Origin of the sequence: Butyrivibrio sp. ob235, from assembly GCF_900109475.1 — a bacterium.
Classification (GTDB): Bacteria; Bacillota; Clostridia; order Lachnospirales; family Lachnospiraceae; genus Butyrivibrio.
Map to the genome: position 1 here is coordinate 18,402 of NZ_FOBE01000009.1, position 25,099 is coordinate 43,500.

Annotated in this window: 15 protein-coding genes; 12 read left to right on the forward strand and 3 right to left on the reverse strand. The window is 44.7% G+C overall.

Going from position 1 to position 25,099, the window contains the following annotated elements:
* The first annotated feature begins 3 nt into the window (after window positions 1-3).
* A complete protein-coding gene (locus BMW61_RS08665) occupies window positions 4-1,296 on the forward strand; it encodes a DUF2130 domain-containing protein (protein ID WP_091821029.1) in 1,293 nt (430 codons plus the stop codon).
* 44 nt (window positions 1,297-1,340) lie between these two features.
* Here the strand turns inward: BMW61_RS08665 and BMW61_RS08670 are convergent, their stop codons facing one another.
* Together BMW61_RS08670 and surE are read right to left on the reverse strand one after the other, a co-directional pair.
* On the reverse strand, window positions 1,341-2,444 hold the full coding sequence (locus BMW61_RS08670; protein WP_091821032.1) for a glycosyltransferase family 4 protein: 1,104 nt from the start codon (window positions 2,442-2,444) through the stop codon (window positions 1,341-1,343).
* 60 nt (window positions 2,445-2,504) lie between these two features.
* On the reverse strand, window positions 2,505-3,224 hold the full coding sequence (gene surE / locus BMW61_RS08675) for a 5'/3'-nucleotidase SurE (protein ID WP_091821035.1): 720 nt from the start codon (window positions 3,222-3,224) through the stop codon (window positions 2,505-2,507).
* Between the two features lie 167 nt (window positions 3,225-3,391).
* Here surE and BMW61_RS08680 point away from each other — a divergent pair, with 167 nt between their 5' ends.
* The 9 genes from BMW61_RS08680 to BMW61_RS08720 all read left to right on the forward strand — a co-directional run bounded on the left by BMW61_RS08680 (window position 3,392) and on the right by BMW61_RS08720 (window position 21,058).
* Entirely contained in the window at window positions 3,392-4,579 is a 1,188-nt protein-coding gene (locus BMW61_RS08680; protein WP_091821037.1) for an acyltransferase family protein, read from the forward strand.
* Window positions 4,580-4,818: 239 nt separating this feature from the next.
* A complete protein-coding gene (locus tag BMW61_RS08685; RefSeq protein ID WP_091821039.1) occupies window positions 4,819-5,712 on the forward strand; it encodes a transporter substrate-binding domain-containing protein in 894 nt (297 codons plus the stop codon).
* Between the two features lie 38 nt (window positions 5,713-5,750).
* Window positions 5,751-6,854: a BMP family ABC transporter substrate-binding protein gene (locus BMW61_RS08690; protein WP_091821041.1), complete on the forward strand. Its 1,104-nt coding sequence runs from the start codon at window positions 5,751-5,753 to the stop codon at window positions 6,852-6,854.
* Window positions 6,847-9,390: an ATP-binding protein gene (locus BMW61_RS08695; protein ID WP_091821043.1), complete on the forward strand. Its 2,544-nt coding sequence runs from the start codon at window positions 6,847-6,849 to the stop codon at window positions 9,388-9,390. The genes BMW61_RS08690 and BMW61_RS08695 overlap by 8 nt, the downstream gene beginning before the upstream one ends.
* Window positions 9,391-9,407: 17 nt before the next feature.
* A complete protein-coding gene (locus BMW61_RS08700) occupies window positions 9,408-10,724 on the forward strand; it encodes a GGDEF domain-containing response regulator (RefSeq protein ID WP_091821045.1) in 1,317 nt (438 codons plus the stop codon).
* 29 nt (window positions 10,725-10,753) lie between these two features.
* Window positions 10,754-13,663 carry an amino acid permease gene (locus BMW61_RS08705; RefSeq protein WP_091821047.1) on the forward strand — a complete coding sequence of 970 codons (2,910 nt, stop codon included), beginning with the start codon at window positions 10,754-10,756 and terminating at the stop codon, window positions 13,661-13,663.
* Between the two features lie 8 nt (window positions 13,664-13,671).
* A complete protein-coding gene (locus BMW61_RS08710) occupies window positions 13,672-15,774 on the forward strand; it encodes an HD-GYP domain-containing protein (RefSeq protein WP_242876677.1) in 2,103 nt (700 codons plus the stop codon).
* Between the two features lie 234 nt (window positions 15,775-16,008).
* Window positions 16,009-18,489: an EAL domain-containing protein gene (locus BMW61_RS08715; RefSeq protein WP_091821049.1), complete on the forward strand. Its 2,481-nt coding sequence runs from the start codon at window positions 16,009-16,011 to the stop codon at window positions 18,487-18,489.
* 274 nt (window positions 18,490-18,763) lie between these two features.
* Complete coding sequence (locus tag BMW61_RS08720) at window positions 18,764-21,058, forward strand: ABC transporter substrate-binding protein (protein WP_091821051.1); 2,295 nt, start codon at window positions 18,764-18,766, stop codon at window positions 21,056-21,058.
* A gap of 176 nt (window positions 21,059-21,234) precedes the next feature.
* On the opposite strand, the gene BMW61_RS08725 is transcribed toward BMW61_RS08720, so the two are convergent.
* Complete coding sequence (locus BMW61_RS08725) at window positions 21,235-22,125, reverse strand: DegV family protein (protein ID WP_022761520.1); 891 nt, start codon at window positions 22,123-22,125, stop codon at window positions 21,235-21,237.
* 175 nt (window positions 22,126-22,300) lie between these two features.
* Between BMW61_RS08725 and BMW61_RS08730 the strand changes: the two genes are divergently transcribed.
* Window positions 22,301-23,791, forward strand: coding sequence for a glycosyltransferase (locus BMW61_RS08730; RefSeq protein ID WP_091821053.1), 1,491 nt, complete (start codon window positions 22,301-22,303; stop codon window positions 23,789-23,791).
* Window positions 23,792-23,847: 56 nt separating this feature from the next.
* Window positions 23,848-24,726, forward strand: a complete 879-nt coding sequence (locus tag BMW61_RS08735; protein WP_091821055.1) for a cation diffusion facilitator family transporter — start codon at window positions 23,848-23,850, stop codon at window positions 24,724-24,726.
* Window positions 24,727-25,099: the final 373 nt, after the last annotated feature.

Consider the following 25,099-nt stretch of genomic DNA (forward strand, 5'->3'; position numbering starts at 1 on the left):
GGCATGGCAGAATTGAAGTGCCCGCATTGCGGACAGGTATTTTCGGTTGATGATACGGAGCTTAGTTCCATCGTAAGTCAGATAAGGGACGAGGAGTTTAACAAGGACGTTGAGAAGAGGACCAGGGAGCTTGAGAAGCATCTTGAGGAAAAACACAAGCTTGAACTTGATGCATTGGGAGCCGATGTTAAGCTAAAGCTCCAGGAGAATTATGAAAAGCAGATGGCGCAGCTCCGCGAGAGCTATGATAAAGACACGCAGAAGCTCCGGGATGCGCAGACCGCCGAGGTACAAAAACTAAGAAATTCCTATGATGAGGAACTAAAAAAGCTTCGGGACGAGGTATCAAAGGCGGAGCTTGAGAAGCAGAAACTCTCATCCCAGATCGAGAGTGCTGAGGATAAGAAGCGTGTTGCAGTGCTTGAGGCTGTAAAAGAGGTTGAGGATAAAAGAAGTGATCTTGAGAGAACTCTTCAGGCTGAGAAGGAGAAGAATCAGTATATGCTTTCTCAGAAGGAAAAGGAAATCGAGTTTTACAAGGATCTAAAGACCAAGATGTCCACCAAGATGGTCGGCGAGACGCTTGAGCAGCACTGCGAGATTCAGTTCAATCAGCTTAGGGCCACTGCTTTTCCTAATGCATATTTCGAGAAGGACAATGATGCCCGCTCCGGCAGTAAGGGTGACTACATCTACCGCGAGAATGATGAGTTCGGCAACGAGATTATCTCCATCATGTTCGAGATGAAAAACGAAATGGATACGACCGCCACGAAGCATAAAAATGAGGATTTCTTCAAGGAGCTTGATAAGGATAGGAGAGAAAAGGGCTGCGAATATGCGGTTCTTGTATCACTCCTTGAGGCCGATAATGAGCTCTACAATGCGGGAATTGTGGATGTTTCCTACAGATATGACAAGATGTATGTGGTTCGTCCCCAGTGTTTTATTCCTATGATAACCCTGCTTCGTAACGCTGCGATGAATGCGCTTATGTACAAGCAGGAGCTGGCGGAGATCAGGAATCAGGACATTGATATCACTCACTTTGAGGAGAGTCTTCTTAAATTCAAGGATGACTTTGGACGGAATTATTCCATAGCACATGACCATTTTGAGAAGGCTATCGATGAGATTGATAAGACCATCCAACACCTTGAGAAGGTCAAGAAGGAACTGCTCGGATCAGACAATCAGCTTCGAATCGCCAACAACAAAGTGGACGATGTCAGCGTGAAGCGACTCACCAAGGGCAACCCCACAATGCAGGCGAAGTTTGAGGAGCTGAGGAAGTAAATTAAGGCGAAAAGTATACCAATTTGGTAAAAAGCCGCTATAATTTACTTTCTTGCAACAGTGTAGTAGATTTCTTCAAGTTTATTTATGTGTGAATCAAAGCTATACCCTTCATCCGCAAGTCTAAGGCTCTGGCGGCTTGCCTCTTCCCAGGCTGATCTGTCTGAGAAGTAGGAGAGGATGCCATCGGCCATACCGTCAACGTCCTGTGGCTTGTAGAGCTTTCCGTTTACATCTTTTGAGACTACGCGCGGAATTCCGCCGACCTCACAGGAGATGATCGGAAGGGCGTAGCCCATAGCTTCAAGAATGGACATGGGCATGGCTTCCATGTGAGAGGGCAGAAGGAAGATGGTGCTTTCTTTTAGAAGCTTTATCTTTTCATCGCCGCGGATCCAACCGGGCAGAAGGACTGTATCTTCAAGATGCAGTCTTTTTATTTCGGCTTCGGTAGGCTCTGTTTCGCCGGTGCCACCGAGGATAAATTTTGCCTCGGGGAATTTCTTTATTACTTTATCAGCGATAGCGGGGATATCCACTACGCCCTTAAGGTTGTCGAATCTTCCAAGGTAGAGGATTTGCTTTTTTTCAAAGCGCTTATCCATCACTCCTTCAGATACCATTTCTGGAACGATTACACTGTAATTAGGAACAACCTCTATCATCTCAGCAGGTACGATGGCTGAGATTTTTTTCTTCCAATCCTCAGATAAAACTATGAGTTTGTCGCAGCTTCCGTAACTCTTTTCCACCATGCGCTTTTTCCATGCGGGAGCGTTGGTGTAGAGCTCATCGAGAGCAGAGCCGTGGATGTGATTTACGACAGGAATCCCGGCATCATGTGCCATCTTTATTATTGGATATTTTCTGAAAAAGCTGGGACCGAAGGATGAGTGAACGTGCACTACGTCCGGGCGGTCTTTTTTCAGGACCTTGCGAAATTCGCGGTAGGCCTTAAGCGCTTTGGTCAGCTTGTCCAGCTTACTTCCGTCGCGGTAGGATTCCACATAAGTGATGTCAAAATCCTGCTCCAGGCGGCTTCCGTAATAGCCTCCGGTAACGGCGGCAATTCCGCCCTTTACATTGGGATCCTGAACAATCATACAAATTTTTAGTTTTTTGTTTTGTGGTTGGTTGGTATTTTTCATTTGTTGGTATCTGTATTGTTGGTTATTTTATTTTTTGCTGATAGTAGTAGACTTTTTATGTCAGCAGCCTATGTTGTTAACAATTCCGAAGGAGATGTAGTTCTCCACAAGTGCTCTGAAGTCAGTTCCTTCCTCGCACTTTTCGTTGTAGATTCCGTCTACCATGAGGCGAACTCCGCCGCCTTCGAAGTGCTCGATGACTTTGTATCTGTCCTTGAAGAAGGAACCTCTGGAGACTGCTACATCTCTGCGGATGCCCTTGAATTCCGAAAGGGGACATCCGGGGAAGTTGACATTCACAATCTGGCCGTATTCCAGTTTTACCTCAAGGGCTTCCTTAAGCATATCTCGTAGGTATTTGTTTGTAACTTCGTGATTGTCGTCTATGTGCTCCGAGAATGCGATGGCGTGATATCCCTGAAAAGCAGCTTCAAATGCTGCTCCGGCAGTCGCAGAGTACTGGATGTCAGTAGCGACATTGTAGCCGTAGTTGATTCCGGAGAGCACAATGTGGGGCTTCTTCGGCATGATATTGAGCCCGCCGACTCTGACGCAATCTCCGGGGGTTCCGCTGCAGGCAAAGGCGTGCACGCCCTCGACCGGGAAATCATGCGGGAACACATCAATAGGATCTCTTAAGGTTATGCTGTGTGAAGCTGCGCTTCTCTGGTGAACCGGTGCGACAACCCAGACTTCTCCGAATTCCTTTGCTGCTTCTGCAAGTCTGTGAATTCCACCTGCATCTATTCCATCATCATTTGTGATCAGTATTCTTTTCATGTGGTTTCCTCTGGAGTTATATATTTTGACTCAGTAATACTAATATAGCATAAATATCTTCCATAATCGCAAAAGATACACATTAAAAAAGCAAGATTATCTAAGACAATGACCTTGTTTTTTGGGATTATAAAGTCATAGCAAAAAACTTGGGAGGTTTTATTTTTATGGCTAAACAACTAATTTATTCGGTGTATTTTATACTACCGGTTCTGCTGCTGTGGAACGCAAGGCCCGCTGGTAGGGGACAGTGGAACGACAGTCTTTCACTTGAGCAGACCAAGGCATTTCAGGGGTTCCTTGCAATCTGCATTATGCTTCATCACATCGGTCAGAAGACCTGTGCTTCATGGCTTTTTCCTAAGAGCAGAATTGTTCCGGGACTTGAGTTCTTCGTTCCGATCGGATACGTGATGGTGGCATTTTTTGTATTCTTCAATGGATACGGTGCTTACAAGAGCTTCCATACGAAGAAAGATTATCTTAATGGATTTGTGAAAAAGAGAATCCTGCCCATTGTTCTTGCATTGTACTCCACAACACTGATTTACTTTATTGCAAGACTTCTTGTCGGTGAGAAGATGGACTTAAACGGTGCACTTTTGTATCTTTCAAGCATCAAGCTTTGCAATCCGTACACCTGGTACGTTATCGTGCTGCCGTTCTTCTATCTTGCATTTTATCTTGCATTTAAGTTCATTAAAAAGGATGGCCTCGCAGTAGCTGTTGTAGCTGCTTTCGTAATCGGATATATGCTTGTGGGAACAACGATTGACCACAACGACTATCTTATCCGAGGTGAGTGGTGGTGGAACTGCGTTCATCTTTTCCCTGTGGGAATTCTGTTTGCAAAATATGAGGATAAGATCGTTCCTCATCTCAGAAAATATTTCTGGGTATATGTAATCGTTGCAGTGCTTGCGCTTTATCCTCTGTATATGCTTTCAGTAAATGCGCAGGATGTGTTCTCCTACTATGGTGAGAACTGGGGCGCTCCGGATACAGTCCTTAGAAGACGTATTACACTTCTTACACAGGTTCTTGTTACTTTGGATTTTGTTTTTGCAGCAATTCTTCTTGGAATGAAGGTGAAAATCGGCAACAAATTGCTGAAGTTCATGGGCACCATTACACTTGAGTTTTACCTGATCCACGGACTTTTTGTAGAGCTCTGCGATCACACCTTTGACGGTGGTGTAAAGTCACCTTTCCCGATCAAGAATGTATTCCTGTATGTGCTCGTGGTATTTGCCCTCGGTGTACCGTCAGCTATACTTCTTAAGAAGCTTCACGGACTGATTCTCGGAAAAGGGAAATCCGGCAAAAACGGCAAGTCAGTTCAGAAAGCTGCATAAATTATTAAAAAGCTTTTTCTTCATTTAAATACCCTAAAATGATTTGTTTTACAGAAAAGGTCGCCCGGTATGGGCGACCTTTTCTGTTTATAATAATTATTTATCGTAATTTCACGTCTTGTTTATCAGAATTTAATACGAGTGTTTCATAATAATAATGTGATTGTATGTAACATAGCATTTTTATACGTATTTTTAGATTTATGGGGATAAAAATGCTTTGATAATGAGGGGAATTTATGAACAAGAAAGTGGTTTCGCTGCTTCTGGTGGCAGCTATGACGGCAAGTATGCTGGTGTCCTGTAAAGGCTCGTCTGATGAGATTGTTGGGGCGGATGCCGAAGAGGATGGAAACAACGTGATGGTTGTTGATATTCTGCTGACTGAAGAAGATTACGGAATAGGCGTTGATAAGGACAACCCCGAACTTCTTCAGCAGATAAATACCTTTATAGAGAAGGGACGTGTGGATGGAACCTATGATGAGATCACCAGCCACTACTTTGACAGAAGCAAGGAGCCGGTGCCGGTGTATTCAGCCAAGCTGGACAATAGCAAGGACCAGCTTGTTGTGGCGACTACAGGCGATTTTGAGCCCTTTGACTACGATGTGGGGAATGCATACTACGGCATAGATAAGGAGATGATCAAGGCTATAGCGGATTATCTGGGAAAAGAGCTTGTGCTTGTAACGGTTAATTTCGACACATTATTCATGACTGTATCTCAGAAGAAATGCGATGCCTGTATTGCGGGAATCACCATCAAGGAAGAGAGGGAAAAGTATGTAGATTTCTCTGTTCCATACTTTCATGCCGGGCAGAGCATTGCTGTAAGGAAGGATAATAAAGAATTCATCTACGCAAAGACAAAGGAGGATGTTGAAAAAATCATTCTTGGCTTTGATGAGACGAAAACTATTGCAGTGGAAGATGCAACCAGCGGTGAGGATTATCTGCTGGGGAAGGATCCGGGAGGATTCCCGGGCTGCAATTGCAAGTTAAAGAAATGTGCCAATATGAAGGAGGCACTGATAGCGCTGAGTAACGGTGAAGTCGACTACGTTATAGGGGATTCGTCGGTTTTGAAGTATATGATAGCACATGACTTCAGTGACTATTTCCAGAATTAAGGGGAAGGCAGATACTTATCCACCTAAGGATTAAAAGTATGAAAAAACTAAAAGAAAACTTATGGATAATTATATTAAGTACTCTCTTACTGATCCTGCTCGCTATTGTGGTGGGGCTTATAAATTATGCACGCCCGCAGGATGTGAAGAAAATAGTAGTAGGTGCGCTTTTTATTGATGGAGTAGATGACAGGGGATGGAGTGAAAGCCACTATAATGGGCTAAAAAACGCCTGTGATAATTTGGGAATTGCATTGGAAGTAGAAGAAAATGTATCTGAGACGCTTGAGGATGCAGAGCCTGCAATAGACAGATTAGTAGGAAAGGGCTGCAGTGTTATCTTCCTTACAAGTGATGGATATGATGAAAAACTTTATCCGGTGATACAAAATTATCCTGACATTGAATTCTATACGGTTTCCCCGGATTCATCTCCCGAAAATGTAACCACATATTTCGGAAGGATATACCAGATCAGATTCCTGGCCGGTATACTCGCGGGGAGGATGACAAAGAGCAATATTATAGGATATGTTGCAGGACAAAAATCATGTCAGGTAAATCGTGGAATAAATGCGTTTGCTCTGGGCGCGAGATCGGTTAATCCCGACGTTGTGGTAAAGGTAAGATTCATCAATTCATGGACGGATGCTGAAAAGGAAAAAGAGCTGGCGACAAAACTCATAGAGGAGGATGGCGCCGACCTCATTACTTATCATGCAAGTATTCACACAGCTGTTGATGCAGCTGAGGAACATTCGGCCTATTCAATAGGATATAACAACAACGGAACCGACTATTCCGAGAAGTATCTTGCCTCTGTTAATTTCAACTGGGGCAATCTGTATAAGACGCTACTGCATGATTTCTTTAATGGAGATATGTATCCGGGAAAGTATTACTGGCATGGTGTAGTATACGGAACCGTAGAGATGAAAACATACTCTAAGGTTATACCCGAGGAAGTTATAAAGGAGATAGATGACAGAAAAGAAAAGCTTATAAATGTTCAGGATGTCTTCTATGGGGATCTGTATTCGAACGATGGAACAAAGAAATGTTCCAAAGGTCAAAGAATAAGTGATGATGCCCTTTTTAGAAGAATGGACTGGTTCGTAGAGGGGGTGGAAGTATATGAATGAAAAGTTCCGCCTTTTCACAAGAAGACGTGCTGCCATCCTTATAGCCTTTGTTCTTATAATGTCGTTTTTGGGAGTTTACTTCTATTTATATCTTATGGATATCATAGATAGTGTCGCCAAGCATAAAATAGTCAGGGAGGCTGAGGAAGCAACTGAATTTTATTATGAGGAACTCAGTAACGAGATGAATGTCATCGAGTATATTGGGTCTATTCTTGAGGATGACAGAGAGGAAAATCAGGAAGAAAATTTAAAAAGAGTACAGCGTGCCATTGAAAGTGTTTTCAGCTCAGAACCCAGTATCCTTATAGGAGTTATGAACGGTGAGAGCGAAGCGGTATACGGTGAGAGAATTCCGCCCAATGAATATGACGGACTTCTTAGCTCAATGACGGGTAATGATGGCATTTCCTATATGCCGACAGGTGCATTCCTGTTTTCGCATGCGATTATTCATGGTGATAATGTTGCGTACGTAATTTATGCAATATGTTCTAAATCATATATAAGTAAGAATCATAGTCTTGATATAATACATAACCTTGGAAATATTGCACTTATGACAAGGGATGGCGATGAGGTACTGCCGTTTACGAATGTGGCTGAGGAAGACAAAGCCTTTTTCAGAAGCAAATCCGTAATGAAGACCTTTGAAAATATCCGCGATAATCACAATCTTGAAGAGGTTGCGGTTGAAAAAGTAAAAACAGTAAAGGGCGATATGTATTTCTATAACGCCCAGATTGAAAATACGCATTTCATGCTGAATGGCGTCATGAAATATGAGGATGCGGTGGGATATGCTGCCAAAGTTCCGCTTGTTGTATTGGCTGTATACGTAACCCTGGTTCTCATGACCACCATACTTTCGTTTTTCCTGATTATTACCTCTGTTAAGGCAGGAGAAAGCGTAGAGCTTAAGAAGGCAAAGCAGGAGGCCGAGGACGCATCAAAGGCCAAGGGCCAATTCCTTGCAAATATGTCACATGAGATTAGGACTCCCATCAATGCAATCATGGGTATGGGAGAGCTTATTACAAGAGAAACGAATGATGCAAAGCTGCAGCAGTATGCGTTCAGTATCAAAAACTCCGCAACTCAGCTTCTGACACTGGTTAACGATGTCCTTGACTTTTCGAAGATGGAAGCCGGAAAACTGACACTTCGAAATGATCCGTATTATCTTTCTTCTGTGCTCACTGACGTAAATGTAATGATCAAGTCCAGAGCGGAAGGGAAAGGTCTGGTTTATCAGGCAAAGGTTGATAAGACAATTCCCGATGAACTTATCGGAGATGAGACAAGGCTTAAGCAGGTTATAGTAAATCTTTTGACCAACGGCGTAAAGTACACAATGGCAGGGTTTGTTCATTTGACCATAGATATGGTAGAGAAGGGTGAGGATTATGTAGATCTCAGGATATCCATTAAGGATACCGGAATGGGTATGAAACCTGAGGACGTGGCAAAACTGTTCAATGCCTTCGAAAGACTTGACGAGGACAGAAATAAGACCATCGAGGGCACAGGCCTTGGAATGGCAATTGTTAAGCAGATAATGGATGCGATGGAAACAACACTTGAGGTAAAGAGTGTATATGGCGCTGGCTCGGAGTTTTCATTTGTGATTCATCAGAAGGTTGAGAACTGGCAGCCGATCGGCGACTATGAGGCCGCTGCCGAGAGAGTTGTATCCAGGCAGGAGAGCTACAAGCCAAGCTTTATTGCACCTGATGCAAGAATTCTCGCTGTTGATGATACAGAGATAAACCTTAAGGTTTTGGAAGGACTTCTCGGACCTACCAGGATCAAGATTGACACAGCAATAAGTGGAAGACAGGCTCTTGATCTCATGAGTGCAAACCGCTATGATCTGGCACTTATCGACCACCGAATGCCCGAGATGGACGGTATGGAGCTTCTTAAGCACATAAGATATGACGAGGGCAATGGGAACCACGATATGCCGTGCATAGCGCTTACAGCTAACGTGGTTGCCGGTGTCAGAGAAATGTATCTAAGGGCCGGTTTTGATGATTATCTGGAAAAGCCGGTGAGTGGAATGCGCCTTGAGGAGGCACTGCAGAAATACCTTCCTAAGGAGAAGCAGCTGGAGTACGTTGAGGGCGATAACAAGGAAGATAATAAGAGCGTCTCAGAAACAGCGGAACCTTCAACGGAATCCTCAGAGATAAGAGATCTTCAGGATGCAGGTTACATAGATATCGCAGCAGGCATTGAATACGCCGGAACTGAGGAACTTTTCATAGATACTCTCGGATTCTTCAGGGATGCGATAGATAAAAAGGCGGATGAGATTGAAGAACTCTATCTGGGAGAAAGGATAGAGGACTATACAGTTAAGGTTCATGCCCTAAAGAGCTCTGCGAGAATAATCGGAGCCAAGGACCTTTCAGAGAAGGCAAGACTTCTGGAAGAAGCCGGAAAACAGGGAAATCTTGATTACATAAGAGATAATAACAGCGATTTACTTGAAGCCTACAGGCATTATAAGGAAGTACTAAAAAATATCTGATCGGGGTGACAGACCATATGGACGGTAGAAAAATTCTTGTCGTCGACGATGATGAAATGATTCGCATGATGACAGTCAGAATGCTCAAATCTAAATATCATGTCATAACTGCTTCGTCGGGCATGGAAGCGATAGAAATCTATGAGAAGGAAAAGCCCGACATGATTTTGTCTGACCTTATGATGCCGGGAATGAGCGGCTTTGAGATGATGCAGGCTCTTCGTGAGAAGTACAGCTATGTCATTCCTGTTATGTTCATGACAGCTTTTTCAGGTGATGACACAGAGTCCAAAGGGCTTGAAGTCGGGGCTGTAGACTATATCAGGAAACCCTTTAAGCCTGATGTTCTCTTATACAGAATCGACAACATAATGAGTAATCTGGACCGCATAAGAGGTCTTGAGATGGCTGCAGAGGTTGAGCCGATGACAGGTCTCCTTAATAAAATTGCTACGGAGAGAGAAGTCGATAAGGCAGCAGCTAAAGGCCGCGGAATTTTCATGATGATAGACCTCGACAGCTTTAAACTGGTAAATGATCTGTATGGCCATGAAAAGGGCGACAAAGTACTTATCTGGTTTGCTGAGATGCTCCGCAGTATTATGCGGAGTAACGATGTTATAGGAAGAATCGGCGGCGATGAGTTTGCAGCGTTTTGCCTTAACACCAAAGAAGAGAAGATGGTTGCCGAGAGAACACAGTACATGAACCGGAAAATCGTTAGCTTTGCCAAGGAACTTCTCGGTGATGACATGAATATCCCGATCGGTGTGTCTGTGGGTGCGGTGCTTTGCCCCGATGATGGGTCGGATTATCAGGCGCTTTATAAAAAGGCAGACAGAGCGCTGTACGAGGTAAAGCAGAGCGGAAAACACAACTATGCATTATATAAGCATGAGGAAAATAATGGCGCCAGAAAAAGTCCGGAAGCAATGGCGGAAATCAACATGCTCTTTAAGGAAAGAAATCCTGCACGCGGCGCCTTTGTTCTCTCTGAGGATCAATTCAAAGTTGTTTACAGATTTATGATGCGTTTTCAGAAAAACTATGCATGGGATGTCCATTTCCTTTGCTTTAAGGTAGAAGCTGAAAACGGTGATGAAGAAAAACTGCAGAAGGCAGCGGATCATTTTCTTGAGGTTGCGGCGAGTTCCCTCAGAGGAAGCGATGTCCTTACAAGGTATGGAAATGACAAAGTGCTCGCTATTTTCCTGAAGGTGACAGAGCCTGATTGTGAGGTTCCGATCAACAGAATAGAGGCCAAATGGAGAGAGGATCCCGAGGCAGCAGGCTATACCGTCAGTGTGCTTAAGGAATATATGGTTCCGGATTGACGGTTAAGAAAACGGTTATGTGAGGGAGTATGTTCAAGGAAAATACCACTGTAGAAAATCCAAAACTTAAGAAGTGTTTATCTCCTATCGGGACGTGGGCGCTTGCTTTTGGCTGCGCTGTAGGATGGGGCTCTTTTGTGATGCCGGGAACGACTTTTCTTCCGCTTGCAGGACCCATAGGCACAATGCTTGGAATGATTCTGGGGGCTGCAGTAATGCTGCTTATTGGAATCAACTACCACTACATGATGAACCTGTATCCCGATGACGGAGGAACCTATGCATTCTCCAAGCATGAGTTTGGATATGACCAGGGATTTCTTGGTGCGTGGTTTTTGCTCCTTGTCTACATGGCGATAGTGTGGGCAAATGCTACGGCTATCCCGATAATCTGCAGAAATCTGTTCCCCGGAGTTCTGGAAGTTGGTCCTAAATTTATCGTGGCAGGGTTTGAAGTTTACCTTGTTGAATCCGTTGTGGCATCTCTTGTAATCGGAATCGCCGGCTTTATCTGTGTCTGCGGTGGACGGATATCTTCTCTTGTTCAGACGGTATTTGCGCTCGTACTCATCGGCGGCATCGTGCTCGTTGCAGTTCTGATAACAGTAAAAGGAAACGTATCACTTCTTGACGTGAAGCCTTCATTTGTGCCTGAAAAATCAAAGTATTTTCAGGTATTTCAGATAGTTGCACTGGCTCCTTGGGCATACGTTGGATTCGAATCCATATCTCATTCAACCGAGGAATTCAATTTCTCCACAAAAAGGACTATAGGTATAATGGTGGGTGCCCTTATCTGGGGAGCGATAGCGTATTCATTGCTTGCCCTTATAGCAGTATCCGCAGTTCCGCGTGGTGTGTGGGATTGGACCGGTTATTTATGTAATCTTGGAAGATTTAAGGGCTTTGGAGGGCTGCCTACCTTTAATGCAGCGACCACTTATCTGGGGGATCTCGGTTTCGTGATACTGGGACTCTCTGTGGCAGCAGCAATTATTACAGGCCTTATCGGAAACCTGATTGCAGCCAGCAGACTTATATATTCCATGGCCAGGGATAATCTTTTCCCCAAGTGGCTCATGCACCTCAACAGATATAATGTTCCCTACAAGGCAATTATCACTATTACGTGCATATCGATGGTGATTCCTTTCTTTGGAAGAACCGCGATAAGCTGGATAGTCGATGTCAGTACAATAGGCGCCTGCGTCGCTTATGCGTACACTTCTCTTGCCGCATTTTTCAGAGCAAAAAGGGAGAAGAAATTTCTTGTAAGAATTACAGGCATTACAGGTTTTGTATTGTCATCTGTTTTCGCATTATATTTTCTTATTCCCAATCTATGGTCAGTGGAAGCGCTCTCACCCCATTCATATCTGATAATAATAGTGTGGAGTATCGTCGGATTTGTATCCTACTTTTTCATTTTCAAAAGAGACAAGGGAAAACGTTTCGGGCATTCTACGCTTTCGCTTTTGTCACTTCTTTTCCTGGTGTTCTTTATAAGCATGCTCTGGTTCAGGGAGGAGTCCCACGAGACTACCGCGAGAGCCTTGGATGAATTCAATGAGTATAATACGACAATCCTCAGGGAGCACGGCATCAAGCAGGATTACATAGAAAAACTGGATATGAATTATTTCCGCGATCAAAAGCTTAAAGAAGTAACCGATTCACTTCAGATAAAGAGTATTGCCCAGATGGCGGTCATCATGGTTGCCCTTTTCATCATGTTCAGCGTTTATCGCTCCATGCACAGAAGAGAGCGTGAGCTGGAACTTCAGAAGGTTAAGGCTGAGGAGAACAGTAAGGCGAAGTCTATGTTCCTGTCGAACATGAGCCACGACCTCAGAACGCCCATGAATGCCATAATAGGCTACACTGAACTCACTAAGGATATTGAAGGACTCTCACCGGAGGTTAGGGATAACCTTGAAAAAATTGATAACTCGGGCAAGCACCTTTTATCTCTCATAAATGACATCCTTGACATGGGGCGTATCGAGAGCGGCAAGATGACGCTTGAAATAGAGGATACTGATCTGACCGAGGCAGTGGACGAACTCAAGGTACTTTTTGCTCCGCAGATGAAAAATAAGGGCATTAACTTTACCGTTGATACAAGCAAACTTACCAACAAATATGTAAAGTGCGATGAGAACAGATTAAACAGAGTGCTGCTTAATCTTCTTAGTAATGCCTTTAAGTTTACATCGGAGGGCGGCAGCATAACCCTTACTATCAGGCAGAGAGGAATGGATGGCAATAAGGGAAAATACGAGATAAGCGTAAAGGATAACGGAATGGGCATGAGTCCCGAGTTCGCTGCGACTGTTTTTGAGGCATATTCAAGGGAAAATACTGCAAGTAAGATTCAGGGTACAGGACTCGGGATGGCCATTACCAAGAGTATAGTCGATCTTATGGGCGGCAAAATCCGTGTTAAGAGTCAGCAGGGTAAAGGATCGGAATTTATTATCGACTTTGATTTTGAGACGATTCCGGATGCGGATTTTGTGAAAAAATATGTGCCCACCAAGGAAGAAACAGAGATTGATTACAGTAAATACAAGGTTCTTCTGGTTGAGGACCAGGCAATCAACAGGGAGATTGCGACAAGACTTTTGAAGAAATTCGGATTTCAGTATGACACAGCCGAGAACGGAAAAATTGCTTTGGACATGATTTCTGTGTCAACTCCCGGAACTTATAGTATAATACTGATGGACATACAAATGCCGGTTATGGATGGCTACACAGCTTCGAGAGAGATAAGAAAGCTCTCTAATCCGGAGCTTGCCAATATTCCTATACTTGCCATGTCCGCCAGTGCCTTCACAGAGGACATCAATAACGCTAAAGACAGCGGTATGAACGGTCACATTGCAAAGCCGATTGAAGTAAATAAGATGCTTGATACTATAAGGGAATTTTTGTGAGGAAAGTCATGGGGAGCAATCGCGGAAAAGGGGATCTGCGTCTACCTAAGATAGGTTTTTTTATTCTGATTATTTTATATCTGATTGTGGCAAGGTTCACGAGGTACTGCGCTACTTCAGATGATGTACTGGTTGTGATGGGGCAGCCGCTGGCGATCACGTCTTTTGCAGGCGCCTTTGATTCCGTGCAAAACGGAATTATCATATGTCTTGTCGTGTTTTACGGCATACCGGGCTTTGTCATAAGCCTGTTTTTCTATGCGATTACCATTTTTAATTTAATGAGCGGAATTATCTTCTCACATAATCTTTTGATATTTCCGGGATTTTTTACAGGCCTTGTCTCTCTTTTGGCTGTTGTGCTTATTTTCCGCAGAAACAGGGAAATTGAAAAACTGCAGAATAATGAGATTAAACACCTGAAGGAACAGCAGGTCTTTTCACAAAAACTGTTTGAACAGACGGCTACTGCGCTTGTCAGTGCTATCGATGCGAAGGACGAGTATTCAAGAGGACATTCCCTCAGGGTGGCAGAGTACTCGGTGAAGATTGCAAAAGCGATGGGTAAGGATGAGGAAGACTGTAGAGAGGTTTATTATGCTGCTCTTCTTCATGATGTAGGAAAAATCGGTATCTCCGACGTTATCATCAATAAGAACGGAATGCCTACGGATGAGGAATATGATGTTATCATGCAGCATCCGATTATCGGTAATCAGATTCTTTCAAGTATCAGTGAGTACCCATACCTTAGTATTGGTGCGCATTATCATCACGAGAGGTTCGATGGAAAGGGCTATCCGGATGGTCTAAAGGGTGAGGATATTCCCGAAATCGCAAGGATTATTGCGGTGGCGGATACTTTTGATGCCATGACCTCCAGCAGAAGCTACAGGGATGCACTCCCTCAGCAGCTTGCCTGGGAAGAAATCATAAAGGGATCCGGAACACAGTTTGATCCCGAGATAGTTAAGATTGCGCAGTGCCTTGTAGATATCGACGGCGAATTCAGTAAGAGAGAAAAAAACACCCTGCAGGAGCTTTTGGACAAGGGCGGAATGCATTTTGGGGAGTACAGAAGCGAGATATCCGTCGGAGTTTTGCTTTCTCCGTTTATCACAAAGATGAATTTCAAATATCACTGCGATGAGGTTACTTCCGAGAACCGGAAGGGGCCTTCAATGGTGTTCTTTGATTCCTTTGACGGAAGAGCTCATGAAGAGGAGAGCATCATCAGGGAGCTGAGTTATTTTGAGTACTGTGAGGTTACCGCAGACGGCACGGTCATCGGTGATGGCACGAGAAAAGTAAAGACTAACGTGATAGAGTACGAGACTTCTGAGGAGGCGGTGGTTAGCGACGATACTGCGCCGATTGACAGAGTATATGATATCGAAGCTGTTAAGTGCATCGATCATCTTCTTGTAAGAATTGATGACGGAGTTAAGAAGGTTGAAGTTATAGTTGCACTGCCTGACTCCACCAGGTTTGTTTATATGGGGCTTACAGGGGAATATTGTGATATCAGTGATGTCAGCATAGCCAAGTCCAAGGACAGGGTTGAAGAGGACTATATTCCGAGGATCGCAGAGCTTGTAAGCTATCTTGAGGGACCTGAGGGCGATGTACCGAATGTTCAGATAAACAGTCACAGAACACAGGCAACCAAGGGTGTTCCGATAGATGATGAGCTTACACTCACTTTCCATACAAAGAGCCTTCCGGCTGCAAGACTTATCTGGCACTGCGCCTACGCTGTGCTCTTTAGTTCAAAGAGCGGCGAAGTCGATTTTGAAGCACCGGATTATCATGAATATGCACTTATAAGATTAGACGGCGAATCCTGGGAGGATGGAAAATACTCTTCGAACAGGATAATTGTCAATATGAATGATAACTTTGACAGCTGGGAAGCCTGGAAAAAGGGCATGAAGGAGGGGACAGACTGTACCATCACCTTCAAGCGCGACGGCAATACGGTTATTTCGACCACCGAGGTCCTGGGACTGTTCATCAAGAACAAGACCACCCTCAAGGAGGACTGCGACAAGCTCTACGTAGCTATTACGGGAGATATCTGCGCAATTACGAATGTACGGGTGAATCCCTGACAAAGCCTTCCCCCTCCGGGGGCGCTCGACGTCCGGGGTTGCTACTCGTCCGGGGGACGAGTGCTTAGCAACGACCGGAGTGGAACGTAGACCGTCGGTTCAGCGCGGACCGAAGCGGAGCGAAGACAGGTGGCACGAAGTGCCGGATGAGGGGAATCTCTTAAATATCTCTAAAATTCGGTAAGAATATCTAAAGTCGATAATTTTTAGCAATAAATCAGCTAAAATATTATCATGGAAAAACAAATCACAGAGCATGTCATAAGCAAATTTGATACCGCTTTGGAGCAGGGCTGGGTAGAAGTATACTTCCAGCCTGTTATTCGTGCGCTCACGGGAAGGCTCTGTGGTATGGAGGCTCTGGCGAGATGGAATGATCCACAGTGGGGAATGCTTGCGCCCTTCAGGTTTATAAAGCCATTGGAGGACAATAAACTCATCTACAAGCTGGACGCCTATGTGGTGAGGGAAGTCTGTAGGATATTGAGCGAACGCATTGCAAACAAGTTGCCGGTGGTTCCTGTTTCCATCAACTTTTCACGCCTGGATTTTGTGATGTGTGACATGTTCGAGTCTGTGGAAAATGCGATTAAGGATTATGACATTCCCAGAGATTATATTCATATTGAGATAACAGAGAGCGTCTTCGTATCGGATGAGGGCTCTCTTCATGATGTCATAGATAAGTTCAGAAAAGCGGGCTACGAAATCTGGATGGATGACTTCGGAAGTGGATACTCTTCGCTTAACCTCCTGAAGGACTACGATTTTGACATGCTGAAAATCGATATGAACTTCCTTACATCTTTTACCGAGAAATCCAAGGCGATTTTGCGCTCGACCGTGGCTATGGCCAAAGACATAGGAATTAAAACGCTGGCAGAGGGCGTTGAGACAAAGGAACAGTTCGAATTTCTCAGAAACATCGGCTGTGAGCAGATCCAGGGCTACTATTTCGGAAAGCCAAGACCCATAGAGGATACATTGACACTTCTTGGAGAAAAGAGCGTTAAGATTGAAAGGCGTGAGTGGAGACATTTTTATGAAATTGCCGGCATTCATGTAAAGGATACGGATATTCCGCTTGAAATAATCGAGGATGACGGCGAGACTTTCCATACTTTATTTGTGAATAAGGCTTATTTGGAACAGGTATTTCATGACTTTGAGGGCGAAACGACTCCCGAGGAAATTGACAGAAAACTATATTCACCGGGCACACCGCTTCTTGGAAAATACAGGGAGTTCGCAAATACCATAGAGAAAAGCTCAAATATTGAGACTTTTTATTACACAGATAACGGATACTATCTGCGTTTCAGGGCTAAGTGCCTCGCATCGCATAACGGACATCATATAATTAAGGGCTCGATTATAAACATAACACTCGACCAGAATACCAGCGAGAGAGACAGACTCGACAGCAAGATCAGGGAACTGAATCGTCTGTTTGAGGTGGTTGATCTGGTAAATATTGAGACCAATATCATAGCACCTCTGCTGGGGAGATTTAAGTATCTTGATAGTGCCACCTATGTTTATTCCGATATGAAGAAGGCTATCAACCTTTTCGTAGAGTCGGTCATTTACGCTCCCGAGAGACAGGATTTCTTAAAATTCATGGATATTGAGACTTTAAGGGAGAGGGTGGAGAGCAGCAAAAAGGGATACATTGAGAAAATATTCAGAATTAAACAGCCTGATGGAACCTTCAAGAGGAAAAACGTGATCGTCATGATGGTTCCGGGAGCCGGAGGAAATGAGTTTCTTATTTGTTATAAGACAGTACCCGATGAGATATCCAAGATACTGGATGGTCTCACAGCTTCTGCGCGCTCACTTGTCGATAAGTATCTTGCTGACAGCGGAGCAATAACATACTCTGAGCTCTGGGAAAATATGATATGGGATTCTTCCATCAAGTTTTTCTGGAAGGACAAAAATCGCAGATTTCTTGGTGCGAGCCAGTCATTCCTCGATTTTTACGGTCTTAGATCTGTTGAAGAAATAGTCGGAAAAACCGACGAGGACATGCAGTGGCATGTTGATGAAGCCCCTTATATGAACGATGAGTTTGACGTTCTGGAAAACGGTGCGAAGGTGATTGACGTTCAGGGACAGTGCATTGTCTCAGGAGTTGTGCATGAGATCACCTGTCAAAAGATGCCGATTTACAGAAATGGTGAGATAGTTGGTCTGGTGGGCTTTTTCCAGGATAGGGACGAGGAGCTCTACAGGCTTGAAAAGATTGCCATTCCTTCAAATGTGGACAGCGTAACCGGACTTATGAATGCGAAAGGTATTTTCATAAGTACGACGGAGTATGCCGTTCAACATGCGGATAAGGGTAAAAACTACGGACTAATCCTTCTTAGAAACACAAAGTATCAGCGAATACTGTCAACCTATGGCCAGGATGTATCTAATAAGCTTCTCTTTGAGATAGGCCGGAAGATCGTTAAAGTTACCGGACAGACCTGCGCTGTTGCAAGGACGAAGGAGAGCTACTTCGCGATACTTACTTACGTCAAGACCAGGGAAGCGCTGGAATATTTAGCCGGTGAGGTGAAGAAAAACGTTGAGGGAATCAATGCTGTCGACGGCAATAACGTCACCGTTATGGTCAATGTGGGTATGGCCCTTAGAAGCGATGAGGGCGTCACGGACGAGAACATATATATCAAAGCACTTGAGGAGTGCGACGGAAATCTCTGACAGGGGAGGCATTTTTTGATATAGTATAAGAAGCATTTAAAGCCTTCCTCTTGGGGGAATGGAAATATTAAAGCCTTCCCCTTGGGGGCGCTCGACGTCCAGGGTTGCTACTCGTCCGGGGGACGAGTGCTTAGCAACGACCGGAGTGGAACGTAGACCGTCGGTCCAGCGCGGACCGGAGCGGAGCGTAGACAGGTGGCACGAAGTGCCGGATGAGGGGACCGCCACTTCAATATATTACAACATATGAATTACTAACTTTGGAGGAAACGGTATGAATAAGTATGCTATACGAAGGGGTATCGCCATAGGCATGGTATGCTCTATGGCTTTTTTATGTGCTTGCGGCAAAAAGAAGGAGGATGCTCCTAAGGATACTGTGCAGACTAAGGCACAGATTGACAAGGACCATATTTTTACCATGGATGATATGGAACTTCCGATGGAGGGTGACTACGGCGTAAACAAATGCTGCACCACAAAAGACGGTTTATATGTGCTTGCAACCACATACGGAGAAGAATCGGAGACAAACAAACTTTTCAAGGTGTCCTTCGAGACCGGTGAGGCAGAAGAAATCGAGATCGGTGATGATGACAATTCCTACTTCGACAACATGACCTGTGATGAAGATGGGAACATCTATATTATTAAGAGCGTCTGTAATGATGAAGAAGAGGAGGAGTCATCAGAGGATTCACAGGATGAGGAGACCTCTTCCGACTACCATCTTGTTAAGCTGTCACCTGCAGGCGAGGTGCTTTTTGATGTCGAGCTTCTGGAGGAAGACTTAAAGGAATACGTTCAGTCTTTAGTCTTTGTTAAGGGCGAGGGCGTCATGACCTGCTGCAACGGTAATATTTCGCTCTATGATATGAAAACCGGTGAGGGAAAGCATATCACAACAAGAGATAAGAACGACGACTATTATTACGGCAGTCTCTTTGCATCAAAAGACGGCACTGTCTATCTCTCGGAGGATGAATGGGATGATAACAGCAGAAGCATCCTGAATAAATATAATCCGCAGACAGGGACTTTTGATAAGGATGTATCGCTTCCCGACAACATTTATGCATCCAGTCTGTATGCCGGAAATTCTTATGATTTTTATACCTCGGATCGCGGTAACATCGAGGCATTCAATCTTGGGGATGAGAAGACAACGCTCATTTGCGATTTTACTGCCTCGGATATAATGACAGAATACATCAGTTATATTGCTGAAGCCGGCGAGGGAAAGCTCTTTGTGATAAATAGTACTGATTACGGATATGGCAAACTCGCCTGTATGAACAAGGTGGAGCCGTCCGAAGTTACTGACAAAGAGATTCTTACGATCGGAACAACCTTTGTGCCGGAAGCAGTCAGAAAACAGGTTGTACAGTTCAACAAGTCTAACGACAAGTATAAGATAAAAATTGTTGATTACACAGAGGACGATACAGAGGACGATGCAGAAGCTTACAGCGATACCGTAAAGAAAATCGGTCTGGCACTCACTCAGGGTCAGGGACCTGATATGCTGGTATTAGATTACAACATGCCTATCGAAAGCTACGCTGAGAAGGGCGCACTCGAGCCGCTCGATCCTTATTTTGAGGCTGATCAGGATGTTAACACTTCCGATTTTCTGCAGAACATTCTTGATGCAACCAGGATAAACGGTAAGATGTACAGTGTAATTCCTTCATTTTACGTTGATACATGCGTTGCTTCAAAAAAGAAAGCGGGGAATGACGGAGTAACGCTTAAGAATTACACGGATGTATGTAAGAATAATGGGATTGATCCCAAGCTCGGAATGGGCTCTATGAACAGAGCATCAGCCGCCGAGCTCTATTCCACAGTCGGCAGTACCTTTGTTGATTATGAAAACGGCACCTGCAATTTCGACACGCCCGAATTCATAGATCTTCTTAATCTTGTAAAGCAGCTTCCCGAAGATATGGAGGGGACGGGCTACGACTACGAGGACTTTGACTCATTCTACAGAGAGAATAAGTCACTTCTTTTTGAATACTACATAAGCTCTTTTGATGACTATCAGGTTCTGAAAAAGGGATACTTTGGGGAAGATATTGTATTTAACGGTTTTCCTACAACCGACGGAGGAGAATCCTTCATCTCCACAAATCTTCAGATCGCTATGAACAACGACTGCAAACACAAGGATGTAGCTTGGGAGTTCATGAAGTCATTTTTATCGGATGAATATCAGAAGAAGATTGAGTGGGGATTCCCTTCAAGGGAAGATGCTCTCGAGGCTCTTGCAGCCAAGGCTCAGGAGAAACCTTATTATATCGATGCGCAGGGCAAAAAGCAGGAGACGTCACAATTTTGGAGCGTAGGAGATACAGAGGTGGAGATTACTGAGCTTTCCAAGGAAGAGACCACTGAACTTGTGGACTTCATCAAGTCAGTAACAAGGACGATGGTCTATGAGGATACCGTAAACAACATCATTTCTGAGGAGGCCGGAGCCTTCTACGAAGGTCAGAAGACCGCCGAGGAAGTTGCAGATGTCATCCAGAACAGAGTTCAGATATACTTGAGTGAGAATATGTAAAAAAAATAGCGCCCCCTCATCCGGCACTTCGTGCCACCTGTCTACGCTCCGCTCCGGTCCGCGCTGGACCGACGTCCCCTGGACGTCGAGCGCCCCCAAGGGGAAGGCTTTTGTCTTTTGCCTTCCCCCCAAGGGGGAAGGTGGCAGCGAAGCTGACGGATGAGGGGCGCTATATTTCATTGTTTAAACCGACAGTCCTCGTCACCCATGAAGAAGAGTGCTACGGTTCCGGGACCGACGTGGGTGCCGGTTACGGGCTCGTACATGACGGAGAGAATCTCCTTCGGAGGATTGTTTTTGTTAAGAAGCTCTATCAGGTAAGCAGTGTCGGCGTCGTTGTCGGCGTGGGCTATGCACACTGTCTGGGAGCCGGCATCCTTGACAATTCTATCGTAGACTTCCGCCATTGCCTGAATTGCTTTCTTGTTTCCGCGAACCTTATCAAAATTGATGATCTTACCGAATTCATTGCCGCGAAGGATGGGCTTTATATTAAGTACGGTTCCTATGATCATCGCTGCGTTGGAGAGACGACCTGTTCTCTGGAGATGACGAAGGGAATCCACCGTGAAAATCTGATATACGCATTTTGAATCGTAGGTCAGCTTTTCATAAGCTTCATCTATTGAAAGGCCCTGCTTTCTGTACTCTATAGCCTTCATGACAATGATGCCCTCGGCGAGAGATGCGGCCCTGGTGTCAAGCATGTAGAATTTTCTGTCCGGGAATTCCTCCTCCAGCATATCCTTTGCGATAAGCGAAGTGTTGTAAGCGCCGCTTATTCCTGATGACATTGCGACGTAGAGACAGTCGTAGCCTTCCTTGGCATATTCAGACATTATATCGTAGTAGTACTGCGGTGAGGGCTGGGTAGTGTTGCAGAGAAGGCCATTTTTAATGCTCTCGTAGTAGCCCTTTCCATCAAAATTCTCTATATCAAAGCACTGACGGATGTCATCCTCATTGTCCTTCGGATAGTATGAAAAAGGAACCTGCTTGATATCCTCAGGCTCAAGGATCCGCAAAGGAAGGTTGCAGGATGTATCCGTAACTATTTTAAAACTCACTATATAATCCTCCCAAAAAGTAATACAATATATATTGTCAAAAGGCTGAAAATGCATACAGATTTGTTTGCAGGTGGTTTTGACTACTACATTATATCACATAAATTACGATGAGAATTATTTTGATGAATATGCCGGCAATTCCGGGATTTTCAATATAAAACAGGAGGGGTGTATGAATATTTGTTTACTTAATGACTCGTTTCCGCCAGTTATTGACGGCGTGGCTAACGTGGTCATGAACTACGGAAGAATTTTTACGAATGATATAGGGGCAAAAGTTGTTGTCGGGACTCCCAGATACCCTGACGCGAGCTATGAGGGATATCCTTACGAGGTCATTCCCTACAGCAGCCTTGATACCACAGATCTTGTGGCGGGCTACCGCACGGGGAATCCTCTGGCGATGCGCGAGATCATGAAGATGGCTGAGTTCGGGCCGGACATCATTCACACGCACTGTCCTGCAGCTTCCACAATTATTGCGAGGATACTGCAGAACGAGACCGGCGCGCCGATCATCTTTACCTATCACACCAAGTTTGATGTCGATATTGCAAGAGCAGTCGGAGAGGGCTTTCTTAAAAATGAGACCGTGAAGGCTATGGTTAAAAATATATCCGCTTGTGACGAAGTCTGGGTGGTATCCGAAGGTGCGGGAGATAATCTTCGTTCGCTGGGATACGAGGGCGAACTTCGCGTTATGAATAACGGCGTCGATTTTCCTAAGGGGAGAGTCTCAGAGGATAAGGTAAAAGAAGTAACTTCCGGGTACGACCTTCCAGAGGGACTTCCGGTATTTCTTTTTGTCGGAAGAATGATGAAGTACAAGGGACTGCCGCTTATCATAGATGCACTCAAAATCCTGAGTGAGAAGAATGTGGATTACCGCATGGTATTTGTCGGCGGCGGTGCGGACCTTGAAGAGATGCAGGCGAAGGTGAAGGAGTATGGAATAACTGACAAGGTTATTTTTACAGGACCTATACACGACAGAGAGATGCTTCGTGCCTGGAATACCAGAGCAGACCTGTTCCTGTTTCCTTCCGTATACGACACCAATGGAATCGTTGTCAGAGAGGCAGCAGCCTGCGGACTTGCCAGCGTGCTAATAAAGGGATCCTGCGCAGCAGAGGGAATCACTCATGCGAGAAACGGATATCTGATCGAGGAGACTGCCGAATCTATGGCCGGACTCCTGGAAGAACTGTCCGATAAACATGACACAATGAGAGACGCCGGTCAGCATGCGATGGATGAGATTTATATCTCCTGGGAGGATGCCGTGCACGCAGCTTATGAGAGATACGGCGTGATCAGGGATATGGTCGCGGACGGAACACTTCCTCGAAGAAAGAAGCAGAGCTCGGACTACTTCCTCGAGTCGGCATCAATGATAGTCAAGGGTACCGAGCACATCTTCGACATCCCGCGCAACATCTACGGCGGAATGAAGGAGAACTTCGATGACTTCAAGGAAGACTTCAAAGAGAACCTTGAGGAGTTCAAGGAGAGCCTTCCCGAGGGAGTAAAGGAGTTTTCCGAGAACGCGAAGGAACTTGGAGAGAGCGCCAAGAAGGGCGTTAGACAGGGTATCAAATACGCCGAGAAGAGCGTCCGCGAGGGCTTCGACCTTAGCATCAACGGCATGAAACTCGACGATTGATAATGCCTTCTCCTTTTGGAGAAGGTGTCAGCGCAGCTGACGGATGAGGGGAAAACATGAAAAATGAAGTACTGGTACGGCAGGAAAAAATTGCACTCATGCTCACTCTTTACAGAATTCCCGGCACAATAGCTTCTTTCATTGCAGCTATGGCCAGTGATTACATGGTCCTGTGGATGGAATTCATTGAGAACCTGAGTGTGCTCCTACCGAGCCTTATACTCTTTATTATTTCCAAAAAACTTCAAAAAAATCTGAAGTTCAGATTCAATTACGGCACCGGTAAGGTTGAGGCAATTTCCGCACTTAGCTGTGAGATGTTCGACATGGCAGGTCTTTTCTGTGTGGTGTTCTTTTCAGTAAGAAAACTAATAGAGCGGGAACAGGAGGAGGAATTTCTGGTATTTGCGCTCATAGTCAGCATTGTCGGCGTTCTTATCGATATCTTTGTGTTTTTCAGGGAAAAAGAACTCTCCAAGAAGGAGCACAGCAGGATGCTGCACACCGCATACATTGGTGCCCAGAAGGAGTTTGGATTTGATCTCGTATCAATTCTGACGCTTGCCATAAGCCTTGTTTTCAGCAAGGAATCCTGGATATACTATTTTCCCCCGATCGTCTGCATAATCATGGCCATCCCGTTTTCAATAATAATCTACGGCCATATTCGTGAAGCCTTCATGGAACTGGCGGACCTCACTATAGACGAGGAGAGCCAGCTCAAGATAGTGAAGGTGCTGAACGAATTCTACGATTCCTATGAACTTCTCGGCGACGTAAACAGCAGAGTTAACGGCAAGTACAAGCACATAGATATCGGCCTGCAGTTTCGCCCGGATATGACCTATGACGAGGTCAGAACTGTCTCGGAACAGATGAAGAACCGAATCAAGGAAGAAATCGGTAAGTGCCGGATCAATATAAATGTGATGTGAAGGCACTCGTATATCTATTATTCTTGAAGTGGGAATGCAGACTATAAGAGCAAAGAGGGCTGCAAGGATGATGATTCTACGAAGAAGATTTTTAGAAGACGATTCTGCGAAGAAGATTCTACGATGAAGATTCTGCCGGCCCAGACAATAAATCAGCGAAATTGTATGTGGTTTGTTGTACATAAAAAATGGAGTAACAACAAATCAAGAGGAATCCGTCGGATTTGTTGTATATAAAAATTGGAGTAACAACAAATCAAGAAAATCCGCCTGATTTGTTGTTTATAAAAAATGGCGCAACAACAAATCAAGAAGAATCATTCGGATTTATTGTATTTACAAAAACTATTGACAACAAATATATAAGAATTAG

Bases quoted from the DNA above. Each gene is read 5' to 3' on its own strand.
- BMW61_RS08665 (WP_091821029.1), top strand. From the start codon at position 4: ATGGCAGAATTGAAGTGCCCGCATTGCGGACAGGTATTTTCGGTTGAT.
- BMW61_RS08670 (WP_091821032.1), bottom strand. From the start codon at position 2,444: ATGAAAAATACCAACCAACCACAAAACAAAAAACTAAAAATTTGTATG.
- surE (WP_091821035.1), bottom strand. From the start codon at position 3,224: ATGAAAAGAATACTGATCACAAATGATGATGGAATAGATGCAGGTGGA.
- BMW61_RS08680 (WP_091821037.1), top strand. From the start codon at position 3,392: ATGGCTAAACAACTAATTTATTCGGTGTATTTTATACTACCGGTTCTG.
- BMW61_RS08685 (WP_091821039.1), top strand. From the start codon at position 4,819: ATGAACAAGAAAGTGGTTTCGCTGCTTCTGGTGGCAGCTATGACGGCA.
- BMW61_RS08690 (WP_091821041.1), top strand. From the start codon at position 5,751: ATGAAAAAACTAAAAGAAAACTTATGGATAATTATATTAAGTACTCTC.
- BMW61_RS08695 (WP_091821043.1), top strand. From the start codon at position 6,847: ATGAATGAAAAGTTCCGCCTTTTCACAAGAAGACGTGCTGCCATCCTT.
- BMW61_RS08700 (WP_091821045.1), top strand. From the start codon at position 9,408: ATGGACGGTAGAAAAATTCTTGTCGTCGACGATGATGAAATGATTCGC.
- BMW61_RS08705 (WP_091821047.1), top strand. From the start codon at position 10,754: ATGTTCAAGGAAAATACCACTGTAGAAAATCCAAAACTTAAGAAGTGT.
- BMW61_RS08710 (WP_242876677.1), top strand. From the start codon at position 13,672: ATGGGGAGCAATCGCGGAAAAGGGGATCTGCGTCTACCTAAGATAGGT.
- BMW61_RS08715 (WP_091821049.1), top strand. From the start codon at position 16,009: ATGGAAAAACAAATCACAGAGCATGTCATAAGCAAATTTGATACCGCT.
- BMW61_RS08720 (WP_091821051.1), top strand. From the start codon at position 18,764: ATGAATAAGTATGCTATACGAAGGGGTATCGCCATAGGCATGGTATGC.
- BMW61_RS08730 (WP_091821053.1), top strand. From the start codon at position 22,301: ATGAATATTTGTTTACTTAATGACTCGTTTCCGCCAGTTATTGACGGC.
- BMW61_RS08735 (WP_091821055.1), top strand. From the start codon at position 23,848: ATGAAAAATGAAGTACTGGTACGGCAGGAAAAAATTGCACTCATGCTC.